Source organism: Chelatococcus sp. KU-N122, from assembly GCF_055391085.1.
In genome coordinates this window covers 5,341,781-5,355,696 of the sequence record NZ_AP043981.1, presented here as the reverse complement: position 1 = coordinate 5,355,696, position 13,916 = coordinate 5,341,781, and the positions used below count along the sequence as shown (strand labels likewise).

15 protein-coding genes and 1 pseudogene are annotated in these 13,916 nt (G+C 68.6%); 4 read left to right on the top strand and 12 right to left on the bottom strand.

Features of this window, described 5'->3' with window-relative positions; translation table 11 throughout:
• Positions 1-278: 278 nt before the first annotated feature.
• The 3 genes and pseudogenes from ACZ5PO_RS24190 to ACZ5PO_RS24180 all read right to left on the bottom strand — a co-directional run bounded on the left by ACZ5PO_RS24190 (position 279) and on the right by ACZ5PO_RS24180 (position 2,596).
• Positions 279-851 (bottom strand): thermonuclease family protein, encoded by a 573-nt coding sequence (locus ACZ5PO_RS24190; protein ID WP_464184445.1) that lies wholly within the window; start codon positions 849-851, stop codon positions 279-281.
• Positions 848-1,890: pseudogene (cobT, locus tag ACZ5PO_RS24185) on the bottom strand (nicotinate-nucleotide--dimethylbenzimidazole phosphoribosyltransferase). The gene ACZ5PO_RS24190 and the pseudogene cobT overlap by 4 nt, the downstream one beginning before the upstream one ends.
• A 127-nt stretch (positions 1,891-2,017) precedes the next feature.
• Entirely contained in the window at positions 2,018-2,596 is a 579-nt protein-coding gene (locus ACZ5PO_RS24180) for a carboxymuconolactone decarboxylase family protein (protein WP_464184444.1), read from the bottom strand.
• A 134-nt stretch (positions 2,597-2,730) separates the two neighbouring features.
• Between ACZ5PO_RS24180 and ACZ5PO_RS24175 the strand changes: the two genes are divergently transcribed.
• The 3 genes from ACZ5PO_RS24175 to ACZ5PO_RS24165 all read left to right on the top strand — a co-directional run bounded on the left by ACZ5PO_RS24175 (position 2,731) and on the right by ACZ5PO_RS24165 (position 4,142).
• Entirely contained in the window at positions 2,731-3,129 is a 399-nt protein-coding gene (locus ACZ5PO_RS24175; RefSeq protein WP_464184443.1) for a winged helix-turn-helix transcriptional regulator, read from the top strand.
• Between the two features lie 93 nt (positions 3,130-3,222).
• Positions 3,223-3,423 (top strand): DUF1289 domain-containing protein, encoded by a 201-nt coding sequence (locus ACZ5PO_RS24170; protein WP_464184442.1) that lies wholly within the window; start codon positions 3,223-3,225, stop codon positions 3,421-3,423.
• Positions 3,423-4,142 (top strand): retropepsin-like aspartic protease family protein, encoded by a 720-nt coding sequence (locus ACZ5PO_RS24165; protein WP_464184441.1) that lies wholly within the window; start codon positions 3,423-3,425, stop codon positions 4,140-4,142. The genes ACZ5PO_RS24170 and ACZ5PO_RS24165 overlap by 1 nt, the downstream gene beginning before the upstream one ends.
• A 12-nt stretch (positions 4,143-4,154) precedes the next feature.
• Here the strand turns inward: ACZ5PO_RS24165 and ACZ5PO_RS24160 are convergent, their stop codons facing one another.
• The 9 genes from ACZ5PO_RS24160 to ACZ5PO_RS24120 form a co-directional block, all read right to left on the bottom strand.
• Positions 4,155-4,646, bottom strand: a complete 492-nt coding sequence (locus ACZ5PO_RS24160) for a MaoC family dehydratase (protein WP_464184440.1) — start codon at positions 4,644-4,646, stop codon at positions 4,155-4,157.
• A 199-nt stretch (positions 4,647-4,845) separates the two neighbouring features.
• Positions 4,846-5,244 (bottom strand): Rid family hydrolase, encoded by a 399-nt coding sequence (locus tag ACZ5PO_RS24155; protein WP_464184439.1) that lies wholly within the window; start codon positions 5,242-5,244, stop codon positions 4,846-4,848.
• A gap of 84 nt (positions 5,245-5,328) precedes the next feature.
• A complete protein-coding gene (locus tag ACZ5PO_RS24150) occupies positions 5,329-6,267 on the bottom strand; it encodes an ABC transporter permease (protein WP_464184438.1) in 939 nt (312 codons plus the stop codon).
• Positions 6,249-7,352 (bottom strand): ABC transporter permease, encoded by a 1,104-nt coding sequence (locus ACZ5PO_RS24145; RefSeq protein WP_464184437.1) that lies wholly within the window; start codon positions 7,350-7,352, stop codon positions 6,249-6,251. The genes ACZ5PO_RS24150 and ACZ5PO_RS24145 overlap by 19 nt, the downstream gene beginning before the upstream one ends.
• The gene (locus ACZ5PO_RS24140; protein WP_464184436.1) at positions 7,349-8,872 is read right to left on the bottom strand and encodes an ABC transporter ATP-binding protein; all 1,524 of its coding nucleotides are present in this window, start codon (positions 8,870-8,872) and stop codon (positions 7,349-7,351) included. Before ACZ5PO_RS24140 ends, ACZ5PO_RS24145 begins: the two co-directional genes overlap by 4 nt.
• Positions 8,873-8,874: 2 nt before the next feature.
• Positions 8,875-9,855 carry a BMP family protein gene (locus ACZ5PO_RS24135; RefSeq protein WP_464184435.1) on the bottom strand — a complete coding sequence of 327 codons (981 nt, stop codon included), beginning with the start codon at positions 9,853-9,855 and terminating at the stop codon, positions 8,875-8,877.
• 169 nt (positions 9,856-10,024) lie between these two features.
• A complete protein-coding gene (locus ACZ5PO_RS24130) occupies positions 10,025-10,411 on the bottom strand; it encodes a RidA family protein (RefSeq protein ID WP_464184434.1) in 387 nt (128 codons plus the stop codon).
• Positions 10,384-11,526 carry an LLM class flavin-dependent oxidoreductase gene (locus tag ACZ5PO_RS24125; RefSeq protein WP_464184433.1) on the bottom strand — a complete coding sequence of 381 codons (1,143 nt, stop codon included), beginning with the start codon at positions 11,524-11,526 and terminating at the stop codon, positions 10,384-10,386. The genes ACZ5PO_RS24130 and ACZ5PO_RS24125 overlap by 28 nt, the downstream gene beginning before the upstream one ends.
• Before the next feature lie 158 nt (positions 11,527-11,684).
• A complete protein-coding gene (locus tag ACZ5PO_RS24120; protein ID WP_464184432.1) occupies positions 11,685-12,593 on the bottom strand; it encodes a LysR family transcriptional regulator in 909 nt (302 codons plus the stop codon).
• A 385-nt stretch (positions 12,594-12,978) separates the two neighbouring features.
• On the opposite strand from ACZ5PO_RS24120, the gene ACZ5PO_RS24115 reads away from it, so the two are divergent.
• The gene (locus ACZ5PO_RS24115) at positions 12,979-13,800 is read left to right on the top strand and encodes an alpha/beta fold hydrolase (RefSeq protein WP_464184431.1); all 822 of its coding nucleotides are present in this window, start codon (positions 12,979-12,981) and stop codon (positions 13,798-13,800) included.
• Positions 13,801-13,916: the final 116 nt, after the last annotated feature.

Genomic DNA, 13,916 nt, shown 5'->3' with positions numbered 1-13,916 from the left:
TCCCAAGAAGGACCATCGGCTCGGCGCCAGGTCAACGCGGAAAAGGATCAGCTCGCGCTTGATTGAACACCTTTCGCACGATTTGCGACAGCGGCACGCCTCAGAAAAAAGGCGCTGCCCGAAGGCAGCGCCAAGGATGAGGGGTCTGGGAGATCTAACGCTGGTGAGACTACCCTCTCCTGCCGCAGCGCGATGTGCGGCACCGCACACCGCAAATCACTCGGCGGTGCGCAAGCCAGGGGCGGTAGCCGTGCGACCACTGACGATCCGGCGCTCGGTCATCGCGCCCCGGTGGGGGGCATCGGGCCTCCGCCAGACCGCGGATGTCGATGACGCCAGTCGGCGGGCTTCTCGAAGGTGCCGGCCCAGATACCGCGCCTCGCCGTCCTGGCCGCCTGCTCCTCGCTCTCGTAGCGGCCGTAGCTCGTCGCCGCGCCGCCGCGCACGAGCGCCGCGTTCACGTCCTCGCCGGCGATCTGGCAGACCGCCAGCATCCGCCCGTACGTGTCGGTGCCCTCGCTGCGGCAGCTCGCCGGGCCGCGGGCCAGCAGCGTCGCCAGCTCCGACCGGGCAAAGCGGCCACACTCGTATGTCTCGCCGAAGCGCTCGCAGCTCTGATGGAGCTCGGGCGCGTCGATCCCGATCAGCCGGATCTCCTGTTCTCCGAGCCGCAAGGAATCGCCGTCGATGGCATAGGCCCGCCCATTCAGCGGCGGTTCGAGTGTCCGGCGGGGCAGGATGGCGACCAGCGCTGCGCAGGCGACGAACAGCGCGCCGACCAGCAAGATGTCCGCCGGGCTGAAGCGGCGCAGCCGGCGCGCGCCTCCACCGCGAGCGCGGGGGCGCCTCACGGACCGCCGGTGCTGCGCTCTCTCGACGAGACGCCCGCAGCCTCGAACGTCGCCATGCCGTTGTGGCAGGCGGCAGCGGCCCGCACGATGCCGGCGGCGAGCGCGGCGCCCGTCCCCTCCCCTAGCCGCATGGCGAGATCAAGGACCGGCTTCTTGCCGAGCCGCTCCAGAACGTCTCGATGGGCGCCTTCCGCCGAGCAGTGGCCGGCCAGGCAATGGCCGACGGCATCGGCATCGACCGCGTGCAGGACGGCGGCGGCGGCGGTGATCACATAGCCGTCGAGGATCACCGGGATGCGCTGCATGCGGGCGGCGAGGATGGCGCCGGCGGCGGCGGCGATCTCGCGGCCGCCAAGCCGGCGCAGCACCTCGAGCGGGTCCCTCAGATGGCCGCGATGGGTGGCGAGGGCGGCCTCGACCGCCGCGATCTTCCGGTCGAGGCCCGCATCGTCGATCCCCGTGCCGCGGCCGACCCAATGGGCCGCGTCGCCACCGTAGAGCGCCGCATAGATCGCCGCGGCGATCGTCGTGTTGCCGATGCCCATCTCGCCGAGGCAGAGCAGGTCGGCTCCGCCGGCGATCGCCTCCATGCCGAAGGCCATGGTGGCAACGCAGGCCTTCTCGTCGAGCGCCGCCGTCTGCGTGATGTCGCCCGTCGGCAGATCGAGCGCCAGATCGAAGACCTTGAAGCCGAGATCGTAGGCTGCGCAGATCTGGTTGATCGCCGCGCCGCCGGCGGCGAAATTCTCCAGCATCTGCTGCGTCACCGCCTGCGGGTAGGCCGAGACGCCCTGCTCCACCACGCCGTGGTTGCCGGCGAAGACGCAGACGACCGGCCGGTTGACGGCGGGGACCGACCGCCCCTGCCAGGCCGCGAGCCACTCGACGATGCTCTCCAGGCGCCCGAGCGATCCGGGGGCTTGGTCAGTTGCCCGTCTCGCGCCCGCACCTCCTCGACTGCATGCATGTCGGGCCCAGGCAGGTCCTGGATCAGGCGGCGGATGTCATCGAACGGCAGTCCGGTGAAGGTGGCGGGCATCGGATCCCCGGGCGGACGGAGCTGGGCGCGGCGGGACGTGACCGCCGATCGAATCGTGCCACAGCTATAGACCTGGCTGGGAAAGGGGTGAAGCGCCGCGCCGGTCCGAAAGGTCGCCTGCCCCAGCTCATCCCGGTGGAAACTCGTCGAAGCGCCGCCCCCAGCGCTCGCCCGGCAGGGCAAGGCCGTTCACGAGCAGCGACACCGTCCTGTAGAATCCGCACAGCATCAGCAGCTCCAACACCGCGAGCTCGCCGAGGCAGGCCTCGAGCCGCCGCCACAGATCAGGCGAGATCGTCGCTGCGCGGCTGGTTGCATCGCACAGCTCGATCAGCAGGGCCTCGTCCGCGGTCCAGCAGGCACTGGTCGCATCGCCGTGGATGGTGGCCGCCAGCTCGGCCGGGCCAAGCCCCACCCGCTCGGCGAAGATCGCGGCGTGCACGCCCCATTCGTATTCCGCCCGGTTCAAGGCGCAGATGCGATGGATGACGATCTCGCGCTGGCGCAGGCTGAGGTGCCCCTTGTCGAGCAGCCCGCCGCCGAAGAACCGAGAGAACAGGCGCTCGTCGCGCGCCATCACCCGGAACAGCAGCAACGCCTCGCGGCCAGGCTGCGTCACCGGCGCCAACGCCCGTCCGATCGCTTCGCTCCACGGCGGCGCGGCCGGCGCGATGCGCGGAACGGCTTGCGATGCAACGGCGTCCATGGCGAGTCTCCCTGCAAGGGCGCGGATCCGGAGGAGGCGGGATCGCTACATTTTTTGTAGCGCATCCGTGCCACAGGTCAACGGCACGTCCGTCTGCTATGACGACTCGATTGCGACGGTTCGGGATGGAGCGAATGACATCGGACAGTGCCGCCCCGGGTCGCAAGATCATGCCCGGCCAGCCCGTTCGCGGCTCGTCCACCGGCCGCCCCATCATGGCGGCGCTCGACCTGCTCGGGCGCCGCGGCGCGTTGCGGCTGCTGTGGGAGCTGCGGGGCGGCCGCGCGCTGAGCTTTCGGGCCCTGCGCCAGGCGACCGAGTTGCCACCGGCGACTCTCAACGTGCGCCTGCGCGAGATGCGCGAGGCCGGTCTCATCGAGTTGAACGGCGGCTACCGGCTCACCAGCACGGGCGCGGCCCTGGCAACGGCGCTGGCGCCGCTGAGCGCCTGGGCGACGGCCTGGGCCGAGACCGTCGCCGGCGATGGCCACATGGGCGCCGAGCCGATCGCTTCCCCGCCGCCGCCATCTTGATCGGGCGCCGCCGATGCCGACATTGATAGCCATGCATACGCACGACGGCGCCGGTTCGGCCGCCCCATCTCTCGTCTGGGTCGGACGCCGCCGATGAACGTCTCCACGCCCTGCATCAACGTCTGCACGATCGACCCGGTCACCCGGCTGTGCGTGGGCTGCGGCCGCACGCTGGACGAGATCGCCCGCTGGTCGACGACGACGGAGGCCGAGCGCCGGGCTATCATGGCGGTGCTTCCCGACCGGCTGACGCGCATCGATCAGCCGGAGCTCGGACGCGTGAGGACACGCTGATGCGCAGCTCGATCGGGCTCGGCATCATCATCGCCGCCATCGCCGCGCTGATGCTGTTTAGCGACCACGAGTCGATCGCCGGCCTCCGTCCCGATCAATTCGCGTCGGTGGCCTGGCTCGTCGCCGTCGGCCTCGTCGTCATCGGCACGGTCATTCCACACTATCGCGGCCGCTGGCTCCGCGCGGTCGAAGCCCTGGCTTTCTGGGCCGCGATGCTGCTCATGCTGGTGGCGCTCTATTCCTACCGCGACGCCGTCACCGCCATCGGCGGGCGCCTCTTCAGCGAACTGGCGCCGGGCACCACGGACACCGCCGAAGGCGGCGAAGTCTCGGTCACCCGCCGGATGAACGGGGAGTTCGTCGTCAAGGGCCAGATCAACGGCGCCGACGCTCGCTTCGTCTTCGACACCGGGGCGAGCGCCGTGGTGCTGACGCCGGAGACGGCCGCGGCGGCGGGCATCGATCCCGCCAAGCTCATCTATTCGGAGGTGATCATCACCGCCAACGGCCGCACCATGGCGGCCGGCGCCACCATCGACAGCCTGGCGATCGGCGGGCTGGTGGAGCGGCGCGTGCGGGCGCTCGTGGCCAAGCCTGGAACACTGTTCGAGAACCTGCTCGGGATGAGCTTCCTCAACCGCCTCGCCTCCTACGAAGTGCGGCGCGACCGGCTGATCATGCGCGGCCGCCAAGCGGGAAAGGCCGAGGCGGCGCGATAACCCGCCGCTGCATCACAGCCGCATGAGGTAGGTGTGCCTGCCCTCCAGCACGACCTCGCTGCGTTGGTTCTCCACCGTCGCGCGCATGTGCACGAGCCCCGTCGTGCGCTGCCTGACCAGCTCGGTGATCTCCAGCAGCGGATAGAGCGTGTCGTCGGGAAAGACGCCCTTGAGAAACTTGGCCTGCACCTCGACGAAGCCGATCAGCTTCGGGCCGATGACGTGCGGAAACAGGCCGGCGCCGGCGGCCGTGGCGCTCAGCACCTGCAGCCCGTGCGCCAGCAGGTCGGGATGGCCGGTCGCCCGGCAATAGTCGCGATCGTAGTGGATCGGGTGGTTGTCGCCGCTCAGCGCCTGGAAGGCAGAGAAGTGAGCGAGCGTCACGGTCCGCGCCGGGGCCGGGAAGCGTTCGCCGACGACGAGCTCGTCGAAGCCGCGCAACGGCACCAGCGGCCGGCTCAGCGGATCGAATGGATTGCCCTCTGGCGATGCTGCTGCCGTCACGGCACCCTCCCCGACTGTTCATAAGGTCGGGCTACCCGATAGCGCAGGCGGCCGTCGGCGCCAAATGCCGATGGCGCGGGGTTGGTCACGCGGCTCGCTGCCATGTGACCCTTCATCGCCACCAGGATGGCCACCGCCGCCGTGATGGCGGTGGCGCATGCATCAGAGGGAGGACCCAGCTCGTTTTCGGCCGACCGGCTCAGGAGATGACGGCGGTGGTGGCGATTTCGACGAGAAACTCGGGCTTCACCATCTCCAGCTTCACGCAGAAGCGGGCAGGAAGTATATTCGGGAAGTATTCGACGTAGACGGCATTCATCCTGTCGTAGTCGGCGAGGTCCCTCAAGAAGATCTGGTTGAAGACCACGTCGTCCATCGTTCCGCCGGCGGTTTCGATGACCTCCTTGATGCTGTCCAGCACACGGCGGGTCTGCACCTCGATGTCGTCGACGCCGACGATGCGGCCGTCGTAGGGGTCGGTCGCCAGCATCCCCGCCACATAAATATGGCTTCCGGCCCGGATCCCCCAGTTGAGGTGGTGCGTGCCGGCCGACGTGCGGCCGGGAAGCCAGCCTTCGGGATTGATCGCAACGTTCATGGTGACCTCCGTTTTCGAGGGATGTGCAGCCGCGCGCATCGATGGGCGCGGACGGCGAAGGGAACGGATACGGATCGCTTGCGGCTAACGGGCGCCGCGAATGAAGGGAAGGCCGAGATCACCGGGGGCCGCCCCGCTGCGGCCCATGACGGCCCAGGCCGCGAGCGCGAGCACGAACGGGAACATGAGGAGCAGCGGCGCCGGCAGCGCCAGGCCGATCGCCTGCCCCTGGTATTGCAGGGCGTCGGCGCACCCGAACAGGATGGACACCAACATGATCCAGAGCGGATTCCAGCGGCCGAAGATCACCACCGCGACGGCGAGATAGCCGCGCCCGGCGGTGATGTTGTCGGCGAAGACCCCGCCCGAGGCGATCAGGGCCAGGTAGGCGCCGGCGATGCCGGCCAGCAGGCCGCAGAACGTCATGGCGGCGAACCGCACGGCGGTGACCGGAATGCCGGCCGCGTCTGCGGCGCCCGCCCCCTCGCCCACCGCGCGAAGCACGAGGCCGAGGCGGCCGTAGCGGATCAGCGCCCACAGCACGACGGCGAGGATGACTCCGCCATAAAGAAGCGAGCTCTGGCCGAAGAAGGCGCGTCCGACGACCGGCAGCTCCCACAAGCCCGGGATCCGCCAACTGGCGATGGCCCGCAGCGACGGCACCGTGAAGGACGGCGACAGCAGCAGCTCGCGTGCGAGCGAGGTGCAGCCTAGCGCAAGGATGTTGAAGCCGATGCCGACGACCACGCTGTCGCCGCGGAAGACAGCGACGGCGACGGCCAGCGCGGTGGCGGCAACACCGCCGGCCAGCATGCCGGAGACGACACCGAGCATCGGCTCGCCGCTCCATTGCAAGCCCAGCACCGCACCGAAGGCGCCGAACAGCATCAGTCCCTCGAGCCCGATATTGAGCACGCCCGCCCGCTCGGCAACGAGCTCGCCGAGGGAAGCCAGCAGGATCGGCGCGGCGAGCCGCACCGCCGAGGCCAGCAGGAGGCCGAAGGTTACCGCGTCGAAGACCACAGCGGACGTCCCTTCAGCAGTTTGTAGCCGTTGAGGCAGGCCAGCGCGATGATGGGCAGGCCAGCCATGATCTGGGCCAGCGCCGCCGGGACGCTGAGGGCGCTCTGCAAGGCGAGCGTGCCACTGTCGATGGCGCCGAAATAGACCGCCACGATGGTCGCGCCGATCGGATCGAGGCCGCCGAGCAGGGCAATGGCGAGGCCGTCGAAGCCCATGTCGGTGCTGAAGCCGTCGATCAGCCGATACTGCACGCCGAGCACCTCGATGGCGCCCCCGATACCTGCCAGCGCGCCCGACAGCAGCATCGACGACACCACGAGCCGGCGCGTCGGCAGGTGCAGGAGCCGCGCGGTCCCCGGCGCCATGCCGGCCGCGCGCAGATGCGCCCCGTACGCAGTGTGGTAGAGCAGCGCCCACACCGCCGCGGCGGCGGCCACGGCGAGCAGCACGCCCGCATGCAGCCGGCTGCCGGGCACGAGGATCGGCAGCATGGCGCCGTCCGGCACCTTGGCGGACATGTTGAAGTCCGACCCGGGCGGCTGCAGGGGTCCCTGCACCAGGTACTTGACCAGATAGATGCCGACGAAGTTCAGCATCAGGGTGGTGATGATCTCGTTCGCGCCGCGCCAGAGCTTCAGGACAGCCGGGATGAGGCCCCAGAGCGCCCCGAACAGGGCGGCGCTCAGGATCGAGAGCGGCAACAGCAGCGGGCCGAGCTCGCGCGGCAGGACGGTCGAGGGCAGGATCGCGCCGACGGCGCCGAGCTGGAGCTGACCTTCACCGCCGAGATTGAAGAAGCCGCAGCGCAGCGCCAGCAGGGCGGCCAGTGCGGTGAGCAGGCGTGGCGCCATGAAGACCAGGGTGTCGGCCACCGCGCGCGGCGAGCCGAAAGCGCCGTCGAGCATCACCGCCAAGGCACGCACCGGATCCGTGCCCAGCAGCGCCAGGAGCGCGAGACCAATGGCAATGCTCGAGGCGAAGGCGGTCAGCACCAGCATCGCGCCGGACCGTCCGATCCGGCCGACGAAGAGGTGCAAGCGGCGCGGCAAGGTGCCGGCCGGTTGAGCGGAGACGAGGGTCTTCATGCCGAAAGCGCCTCGATCCGGCCGCCGGTCATCAGCTCGCCGAGCCGCTCCCGATCGACCGGCCGCGACAGGGCGCCGACGATCCGGCCGCCATAAAGGACGATGATGCGGTCGCTGATGCGCAGCAGCTCGTCGAGATTGCTGGAGATGACGAGCACCGGGCGGCCCGCCTCGGCCGCCGCGCGCAGGCGATGGAGCACCTCCTCGCTCGCCGCGAAATCGAGGCCGCGCGTGGGCTGATGCGCGATCACCGCCGACGGATCGCCGGCGAGCGCGCGCGCCAGCACGATCTTCTGCTGGTTGCCGCCCGAGAGCGTGCGCGGCGTCTGCTCGACCGAACGCGTGCGCACGTCGGCCTCGGCACACATCGCCGAGGCGCGGCTATCGATCGCGTCGCGCCGCAACCAGCCCGCCGCGGTCGCATAGGGAGGCTCGCCGATCCGGTCGAGCAGCAGGTTCAAGGCGATCGGGAGGTCGAGCACCAGACCTTCCTGCTGGCGGTCCTCGGGCACGAGGCCCGGAGCGGCGCCGCGGGCCGGCGTCGACGGAGCTGGGGACGGGTGCGTCCAGGTGACCGCGCCGCGCTCAGGCCTCGCCAGCCCGGCGAGGACATCGAACAGCTCGCGCTGGCCGTTGCCTTCCACGCCCGCGACACCGACCACCTCGCCCTGCCGCAGCTCCAGCGACACCTCGTGGAGGCCGGCCGACGAGGCCCGCTGGGCCACGCTCACCCCCTCCAGCCGGGCGGCGACAGCTCCCGGAGGACGTCCCGTGGCGGACCCGAGCGGCTCCAATTCCAGCGCCCGGCCGATGATGTCGCGGACGAGATCGGCCCGCTGCTTGCCGGCGACGGGCCCCGAGCTGACGACGCGCCCGCGGCGGATCACGGTGACGCCGTCGGCGTGTTCGAGCACCTCGGCGAGGTGGTGCGTCACCACCACGATTGCCCGGCCTTCGGCGGCGAGGCGGCGCAGCACCGCATAGAACGCCGTGATCTCGGCCGGGCCGAGGATGGTCGTGGGCTCGTCGAACAGGATGAGAGAGGCCTCGTTGACGAGGGCCTTCAGGATCTCGACGCGCTGCTGCAGGGCGAGCGGCAGCCGCGAGACGAGGACCTCGGGCGGGATCGGCAGCCCGTAGCTCGCGGCAAGCCGGACGATGTCGGCATCGCGCGCCACCCGCCGGCGGGCCGCAGGCGTGGCGGCGAGGCGCAGATTGTCGCCGGCCGTGAAGCTCGGCACCAGCTTGAAGTGCTGATGCACCATGCCGATGCCGTGGGCGATCGCATCCGAGGGTGTGCGGTGGACGACTTGCCGCCCGTCGAGCAGGAGGCCTCCCTCGTCCGGCTGCTGCAGGCCGAAGACGATGTTGAGCAGCGTGCTCTTGCCGGCCCCGTTCTCGCCGAGCACCGCGTGCACGTCGCCCCGCCGAAAGGAGACGGACACGTTCTCGAGCACCGGATGGCCGGGCACGAAACTCTTCGAGACGCCGGTCAGGCGAAGGAGCGCGTCCGGCCCCATGGTCAGTTCTCGAGCTTGATCTCGCCCTTGGCGAGCTTGCCCATCAGGCCGACGACGTTGGTCTCCACCTCGGGCGCCACATGGCGGAAGGGCTTGGTCAGCGTCCATCCCTCGCTGGCGAGGTCCATCTGGACGATCTGGCCGCCGAGCGTGCCGGCCTTCATCATCTGGCCCATCTGGTCATAGGCCTTGTCGAAGTTGAGCACGGTGCTGGTGATGATGGCGCCGGGGAACGACTTGCTCTGGTCCATGTAGGCGCCGATGGTGAGCGCCTTCTCCTCTTCCGCCGCCTGCTGGATGCCGGCATCGGCGAGATCGGCGGACGGCAACAGCACGTCGGCGCCGCGCAGGATGACGCCGGTGGCGATCTCCTTGGCCTTGGCGATGTCGGTGAAGGAGCCGGTGAAGACCTTGTCGACCTGGATGGCCGGCACCAGTGCCTTGGCGCCGCGGGAGGTGAATTCGTGGGCGCGCTTGGCCGACGGGATCTCCTCCCCGGAGATGATGGCGATGTGCTTGTTCTTGCTCGACGCGGCCGCGACGGCGCCGGTCACATAGCCGTATTCGTCCCAGTTCACGGACCATGCACTGTAGTTCTTCAGCGCGCCGGTCGTCGCGGCATAGCTGTAGAGCACGAATTGCGTATTGGGGAATTCCTTCGCGACTTCGAGAATCGCGGCCGAATAGCCCGAGCTCTGGCAGATGATCATCTTGACGCCGCGCGACGCCAGCTGCCGGAGAATGGCCGGCGCCTTCTCGTAGGTCGCGTGCTCGACATAGGAGGACTTGAAGCCGTAGGTCTTTGCCATCTTCTCGAAGGCCGCGAAGCCCGGCGGATCCCAGTTACCTTGCGTGACGGCACCGGTGAACAGGCCTGCCACCTCGACCGGCCCATCCGCCGACGCGGGAACCGGCGACAGCAGCGACGCTGCGGCAAGGCCAAGAAGGACGCGACGCGACACGGAGCGAAACGGCTGAGCCATCGTGTTTCCCCTGTTGGATCTGAGGTGTCGGATGCTAGGCAGGATTTCCGAGCCCGCCCAACCGGCGGGCTGAGAAATACTGCGGCATTTACAAAGTCTTAGCTGAAATTCGCGGACCGGAACCGTGCTCCGGTCCGCGAATGTCTGCTTAGGCGCCGCCCGGTCGGGTTCAATCGGCGACCATCACCACAAGCTCGATCTCGACCAGAAGCCTCGGGTCGGCGAGTGCGGCGACCTGCACCAGCGTGCTGGCGGGCAGGTCACACCCTTCGAAGAACGTGAGCCGGCCGCGGTGAATGGCGGCGGCAAAACCCGTGTCCGTGACGTAGGTGACGGTCTTGACGATGTCGTCCGGCACCGCGCCGAGGCCGTCGAGGAGAAGCTCGATGTTGCGATAGACCTGGGCCACCTGGGCATCGATGTCGCCTGCGCCGACGACCTCGCCATCCGCATCCCAGGCCACCTGCCCGGTTGCGAAAACAGGGCGTCCCGGCCGGAGCTTGGCGTGGTTGTAGTAGGGTTGCCGCTTCAGCCCGCGCGGATTGATCGCCGCCATGCGTCGCTCCTATGCTGATGGGTGTAGGCGTTGCAGACCACACCCGCCTCGTGGAGCCCCGCCACCACGGTGGTCCCGATGGTGCGGAGATCGTCGATGAAGTCGGGAACGATGACGGTGATGCCGTCGAGCTCGGCGTTGTGAACGATGTCGGCGAGCTTGCGCGCGATGGTCTCGGGCGAGCCGACGATCGCCGCCGGGCTCATCGAGTTGCGCTGTTCGCCCTGGGCGATGAACCGATTGGCCATCGTGTTCTGCTTCAGGCTCGGATCGGAGGCATATTCCCGGCTCTGGTTGTCGAGAGCGACCGCGTCCACGCCCGAATTGTAGTAATCGACCCGCTCCTGCGCCTCCCTGTCGGTCGCGCCAGGGACGATGGTGAACAATCCATAGGTCTTGAAGCCGCTGCGGCCGATCTCGGCAGCGAGCTCCTTGGCACGGCGCCCCGTCTTCACGAAGTCGTCGCGGTTGCTGCCGAGCAGAAAGCTGCCCGTGCAGTGGCGGGCGGTGAAGCGGAAGCCTGTATCCGAGGCCCCGGCGCAGATGATCGGCGGCGCGCGCTCCGGCTTGGGATTGGACATGCAGTCGTCGAGCTTGAAGAACTCGCCGGCATGGTCGACCCGCTCCTCGCTCCAAAGCCGGCGGATGACGGTGAGCCACTCCTCGGCCAGCCGATAGCGCCCCCCATGGTCGAGATCCCGCCAGAGGCCCATCTGCCCCTGGTCCACCGGGTTCGAGCCGGCGACCAGATTGAGACCGAAGCGTCCGCTCGAGATCTGGTCGACCACCGCGGCCATCTTCGCGACCACGGCCGGATGGAAGATCATGGTGTGAACGGTGCCCCACACGCCGATCCGGCTGGTGGCCTCCGCCAGGCCGGCCATCGTGGTCATCGACTCCAGCGTGACATCCCAGTGCCGGCTCGGACCGCCATAGCCGCGCCATTTCGCCATGCTGAGCGTGAAATCGAAACCCAACCCTTCCGCGAGGATCGCCACCTCCTTGTTGTAGGCATAGGTGGCCGGCAACTGCGGGCTGGTCGTCGAGGTAATCCAGCCGCCATTTCCTACGGGGAGAAATACACCGAGTTCGATATGTCGCTCGGAAGCGTTCATTTTACTTGTGTCCTCAAGTTGCGCGGGAGCGAGAACTGGAGACTGACGATCACGCTACCAGCAACGACCGCACGGCGATAACAGAGATGTTGCGATGTCGTGTTGCGCAAAGGGCAACACGAAACGCGCAGGAACGGGCCGCGGGCGGGGCCTTCCGTTCAGCATCCCGTCCGGCCGGCGCTGGGAAACTCCTTGATCAGCATCTTCAGGAATTCGTTGGCCGCGTAGCTGAGGCGCCGATCCCGGTGCACGCAGATGGCGGAGGTCGCGGCCGCGAATTCCTCTTCCCCGATCGGGATCGCCTTGAGCGCCCCCTCGTCGATCTCCTTGGCCGCGGCCAGGGCCGGGCCGATCGTCACGGCGCGGCCGGTGAGCGCCATTGCACGTGTCAGTTCGAGACTGTTTGCGGACACGATCGCATTGGCCGTGAGATTGCGCCGTGACACGGCCTTGTCGAACAGCTGACGCAGGCCGAAGCTGGCCACGGGAAGCGCGACCTGCTGCGTGCAGATCTCCGAAAGCGACAGGACGTCTCGGTCGGCGAAGGTATGATCGGCCGCGACCAGGCACATGACAGGCTCGGTATGATCCGCCACGGTCTCGATGCCCGGCCGCGGCTTGGCATTGAAGACAATGCCGATATCGGCCTCGTCCCGGATCATCGCCTCGAGGATGCGGTCGGTGGAGTCCGTGTAGACCGTGAAGCGGATTGCCGGATAGATGTCGTTGAACTTGTTGATGGCCCGCGGCAGGAAGCCGAAGAGCAGGCCCTCCATCGCCCAGAGCTTGACCTCACCTTGCCGCAAACCTTTCAGCGTGCGGATCGAATCCTGGACGCGCTCCAGATCCCGGAACATCGTTCGCGTGTAGCGCTCCAGCAGCAGCCCGGCCGATGTCAGCTGGATTCCGGTGTTCGAGCGCTCCAGCAGGAGGGTTCCGAGCTGATGCTCCAGCAGGGCGAGCTGGCGGCTGATCGCCGAGGGCGCCACGTGCAGTCGGTCGGCGGCCCGGCGGATTGACCGCGTCTCCGCCACCTCGTTGAAATAACGGTACATATTGAAGTTCATGGTGCGCTCTCAGGGGCTGCCGACCGGCGCCACGTCGAAGCAAGCCATGTGCCACGGGCCGAACGCGGCGTTCAGCATTGGGCAACACGGCGACCACGATTCTGGTTTACGCATCGCGGCCGAGCCTTGTTAGGCTCTGTGCGCTCGTTGCCGAGCGGCCCATGCATAAGCCAAGAGTTTTTCATGCGCTTCTGAACGACTTCAAGACTATCCCTCGTCGTCGCGTGTCATCCGCAAGATGCGGATCGCACCACCAGATGCCACCTCCGCAGGCTCGCCGGGCAGCCCGCCCTCCGCTTGTCGCCTCGGCGCCGCGCCCCGTGTCGCCGGGCGGTCGACGCGGCGCGGCACCGCGGAGCGTTGCAGCCCTGTCAGGAGTTCACCGATGCCCACCGCATCGCTCGACGATATCGACCTGTTCTACGAGATCCGCGGCGAGGGACCTCTTCTCGTCCTCGTCACGGGCCTCGCCGGCGTCGCGTCCTATTGGCAGCCGAACCTCGACGCGCTGGCCCGGCATTTCACCGTCCTGCGCTATGACCAGCGCGGCACCGGGCGCAGCACGCGCGCGGAAGGCGCCTACTCGGTCGAGCTGCTCGCCGACGATCTCGTCCGGCTGATGCGGCACCTCGGGCTGTCGCGGGCGAGCCTGCTCGGACATTCGACCGGGGGAGCCATCGGCCAGGTTCTGGCGTCCCGACATCCCGACTTGGTCGAGCGCCTCGTGCTGTACGCCAGCTGGGCGAGCCTCTGTCCGCAGATGCGCATGTGCATGGAGATGAGGCAGCTTCTGCTCGCCACCGCCGGGCCGGCCGCCTATCATCGGGCTTCGCCGCTGTTTCTCTATCCACCGCGCTATGTCTGCGAAGCCTGGCCCCGGATCGCCGCGGAGCTCGATGCCAATGTCGCGCACTCGACGACGCCCGCGATCCTCGCGGCACGGGTCGAGGCCGTCCTGGCGTTCGACGGTCGCTCCTACCTGCCGTCGATCGCCGTGCCGACACTGGTGCTGGTGGCAGACGACGACATTCTGACGCCGCGCTTTGCCGCGAACGAGCTGGCGGCGGGTATCGGCGATGCGCAGCTGAAGACGATGACCTATGGAGGTCATGCCGCATCCGCCTGCGAGCCCGAGGCGTTCCATGCCGCCGTGCTGCCGTTTCTGCGGCAAGCGACGGCGGGCGCCGCCGAGCGCCGCTCGGCCTGACCGAGGTGCTGGTGCATCCGCTGCCCTGCGTCGGCCGCCGACGCACGCCGCGACGCAGCGCGCCCGGGCCTGCATCCCCCATCCGCATCCTGCCCATAATGCCATCCGACTCCATG

Bases quoted from the DNA above. Each gene is read 5' to 3' on its own strand.
- ACZ5PO_RS24180 (WP_464184444.1), bottom strand. From the start codon at position 2,596: ATGGACGCCGTTGCATCGCAAGCCGTTCCGCGCATCGCGCCGGCCGCG.
- ACZ5PO_RS24175 (WP_464184443.1), top strand. From the start codon at position 2,731: ATGACATCGGACAGTGCCGCCCCGGGTCGCAAGATCATGCCCGGCCAG.
- ACZ5PO_RS24170 (WP_464184442.1), top strand. From the start codon at position 3,223: ATGAACGTCTCCACGCCCTGCATCAACGTCTGCACGATCGACCCGGTC.
- ACZ5PO_RS24165 (WP_464184441.1), top strand. From the start codon at position 3,423: ATGCGCAGCTCGATCGGGCTCGGCATCATCATCGCCGCCATCGCCGCG.
- ACZ5PO_RS24155 (WP_464184439.1), bottom strand. From the start codon at position 5,244: ATGAACGTTGCGATCAATCCCGAAGGCTGGCTTCCCGGCCGCACGTCG.
- ACZ5PO_RS24145 (WP_464184437.1), bottom strand. From the start codon at position 7,352: ATGAAGACCCTCGTCTCCGCTCAACCGGCCGGCACCTTGCCGCGCCGC.
- ACZ5PO_RS24140 (WP_464184436.1), bottom strand. From the start codon at position 8,872: ATGGGGCCGGACGCGCTCCTTCGCCTGACCGGCGTCTCGAAGAGTTTC.
- ACZ5PO_RS24135 (WP_464184435.1), bottom strand. From the start codon at position 9,855: ATGGCTCAGCCGTTTCGCTCCGTGTCGCGTCGCGTCCTTCTTGGCCTT.
- ACZ5PO_RS24130 (WP_464184434.1), bottom strand. From the start codon at position 10,411: ATGGCGGCGATCAATCCGCGCGGGCTGAAGCGGCAACCCTACTACAAC.
- ACZ5PO_RS24125 (WP_464184433.1), bottom strand. From the start codon at position 11,526: ATGAACGCTTCCGAGCGACATATCGAACTCGGTGTATTTCTCCCCGTA.
- ACZ5PO_RS24120 (WP_464184432.1), bottom strand. From the start codon at position 12,593: ATGAACTTCAATATGTACCGTTATTTCAACGAGGTGGCGGAGACGCGG.
- ACZ5PO_RS24115 (WP_464184431.1), top strand. From the start codon at position 12,979: ATGCCCACCGCATCGCTCGACGATATCGACCTGTTCTACGAGATCCGC.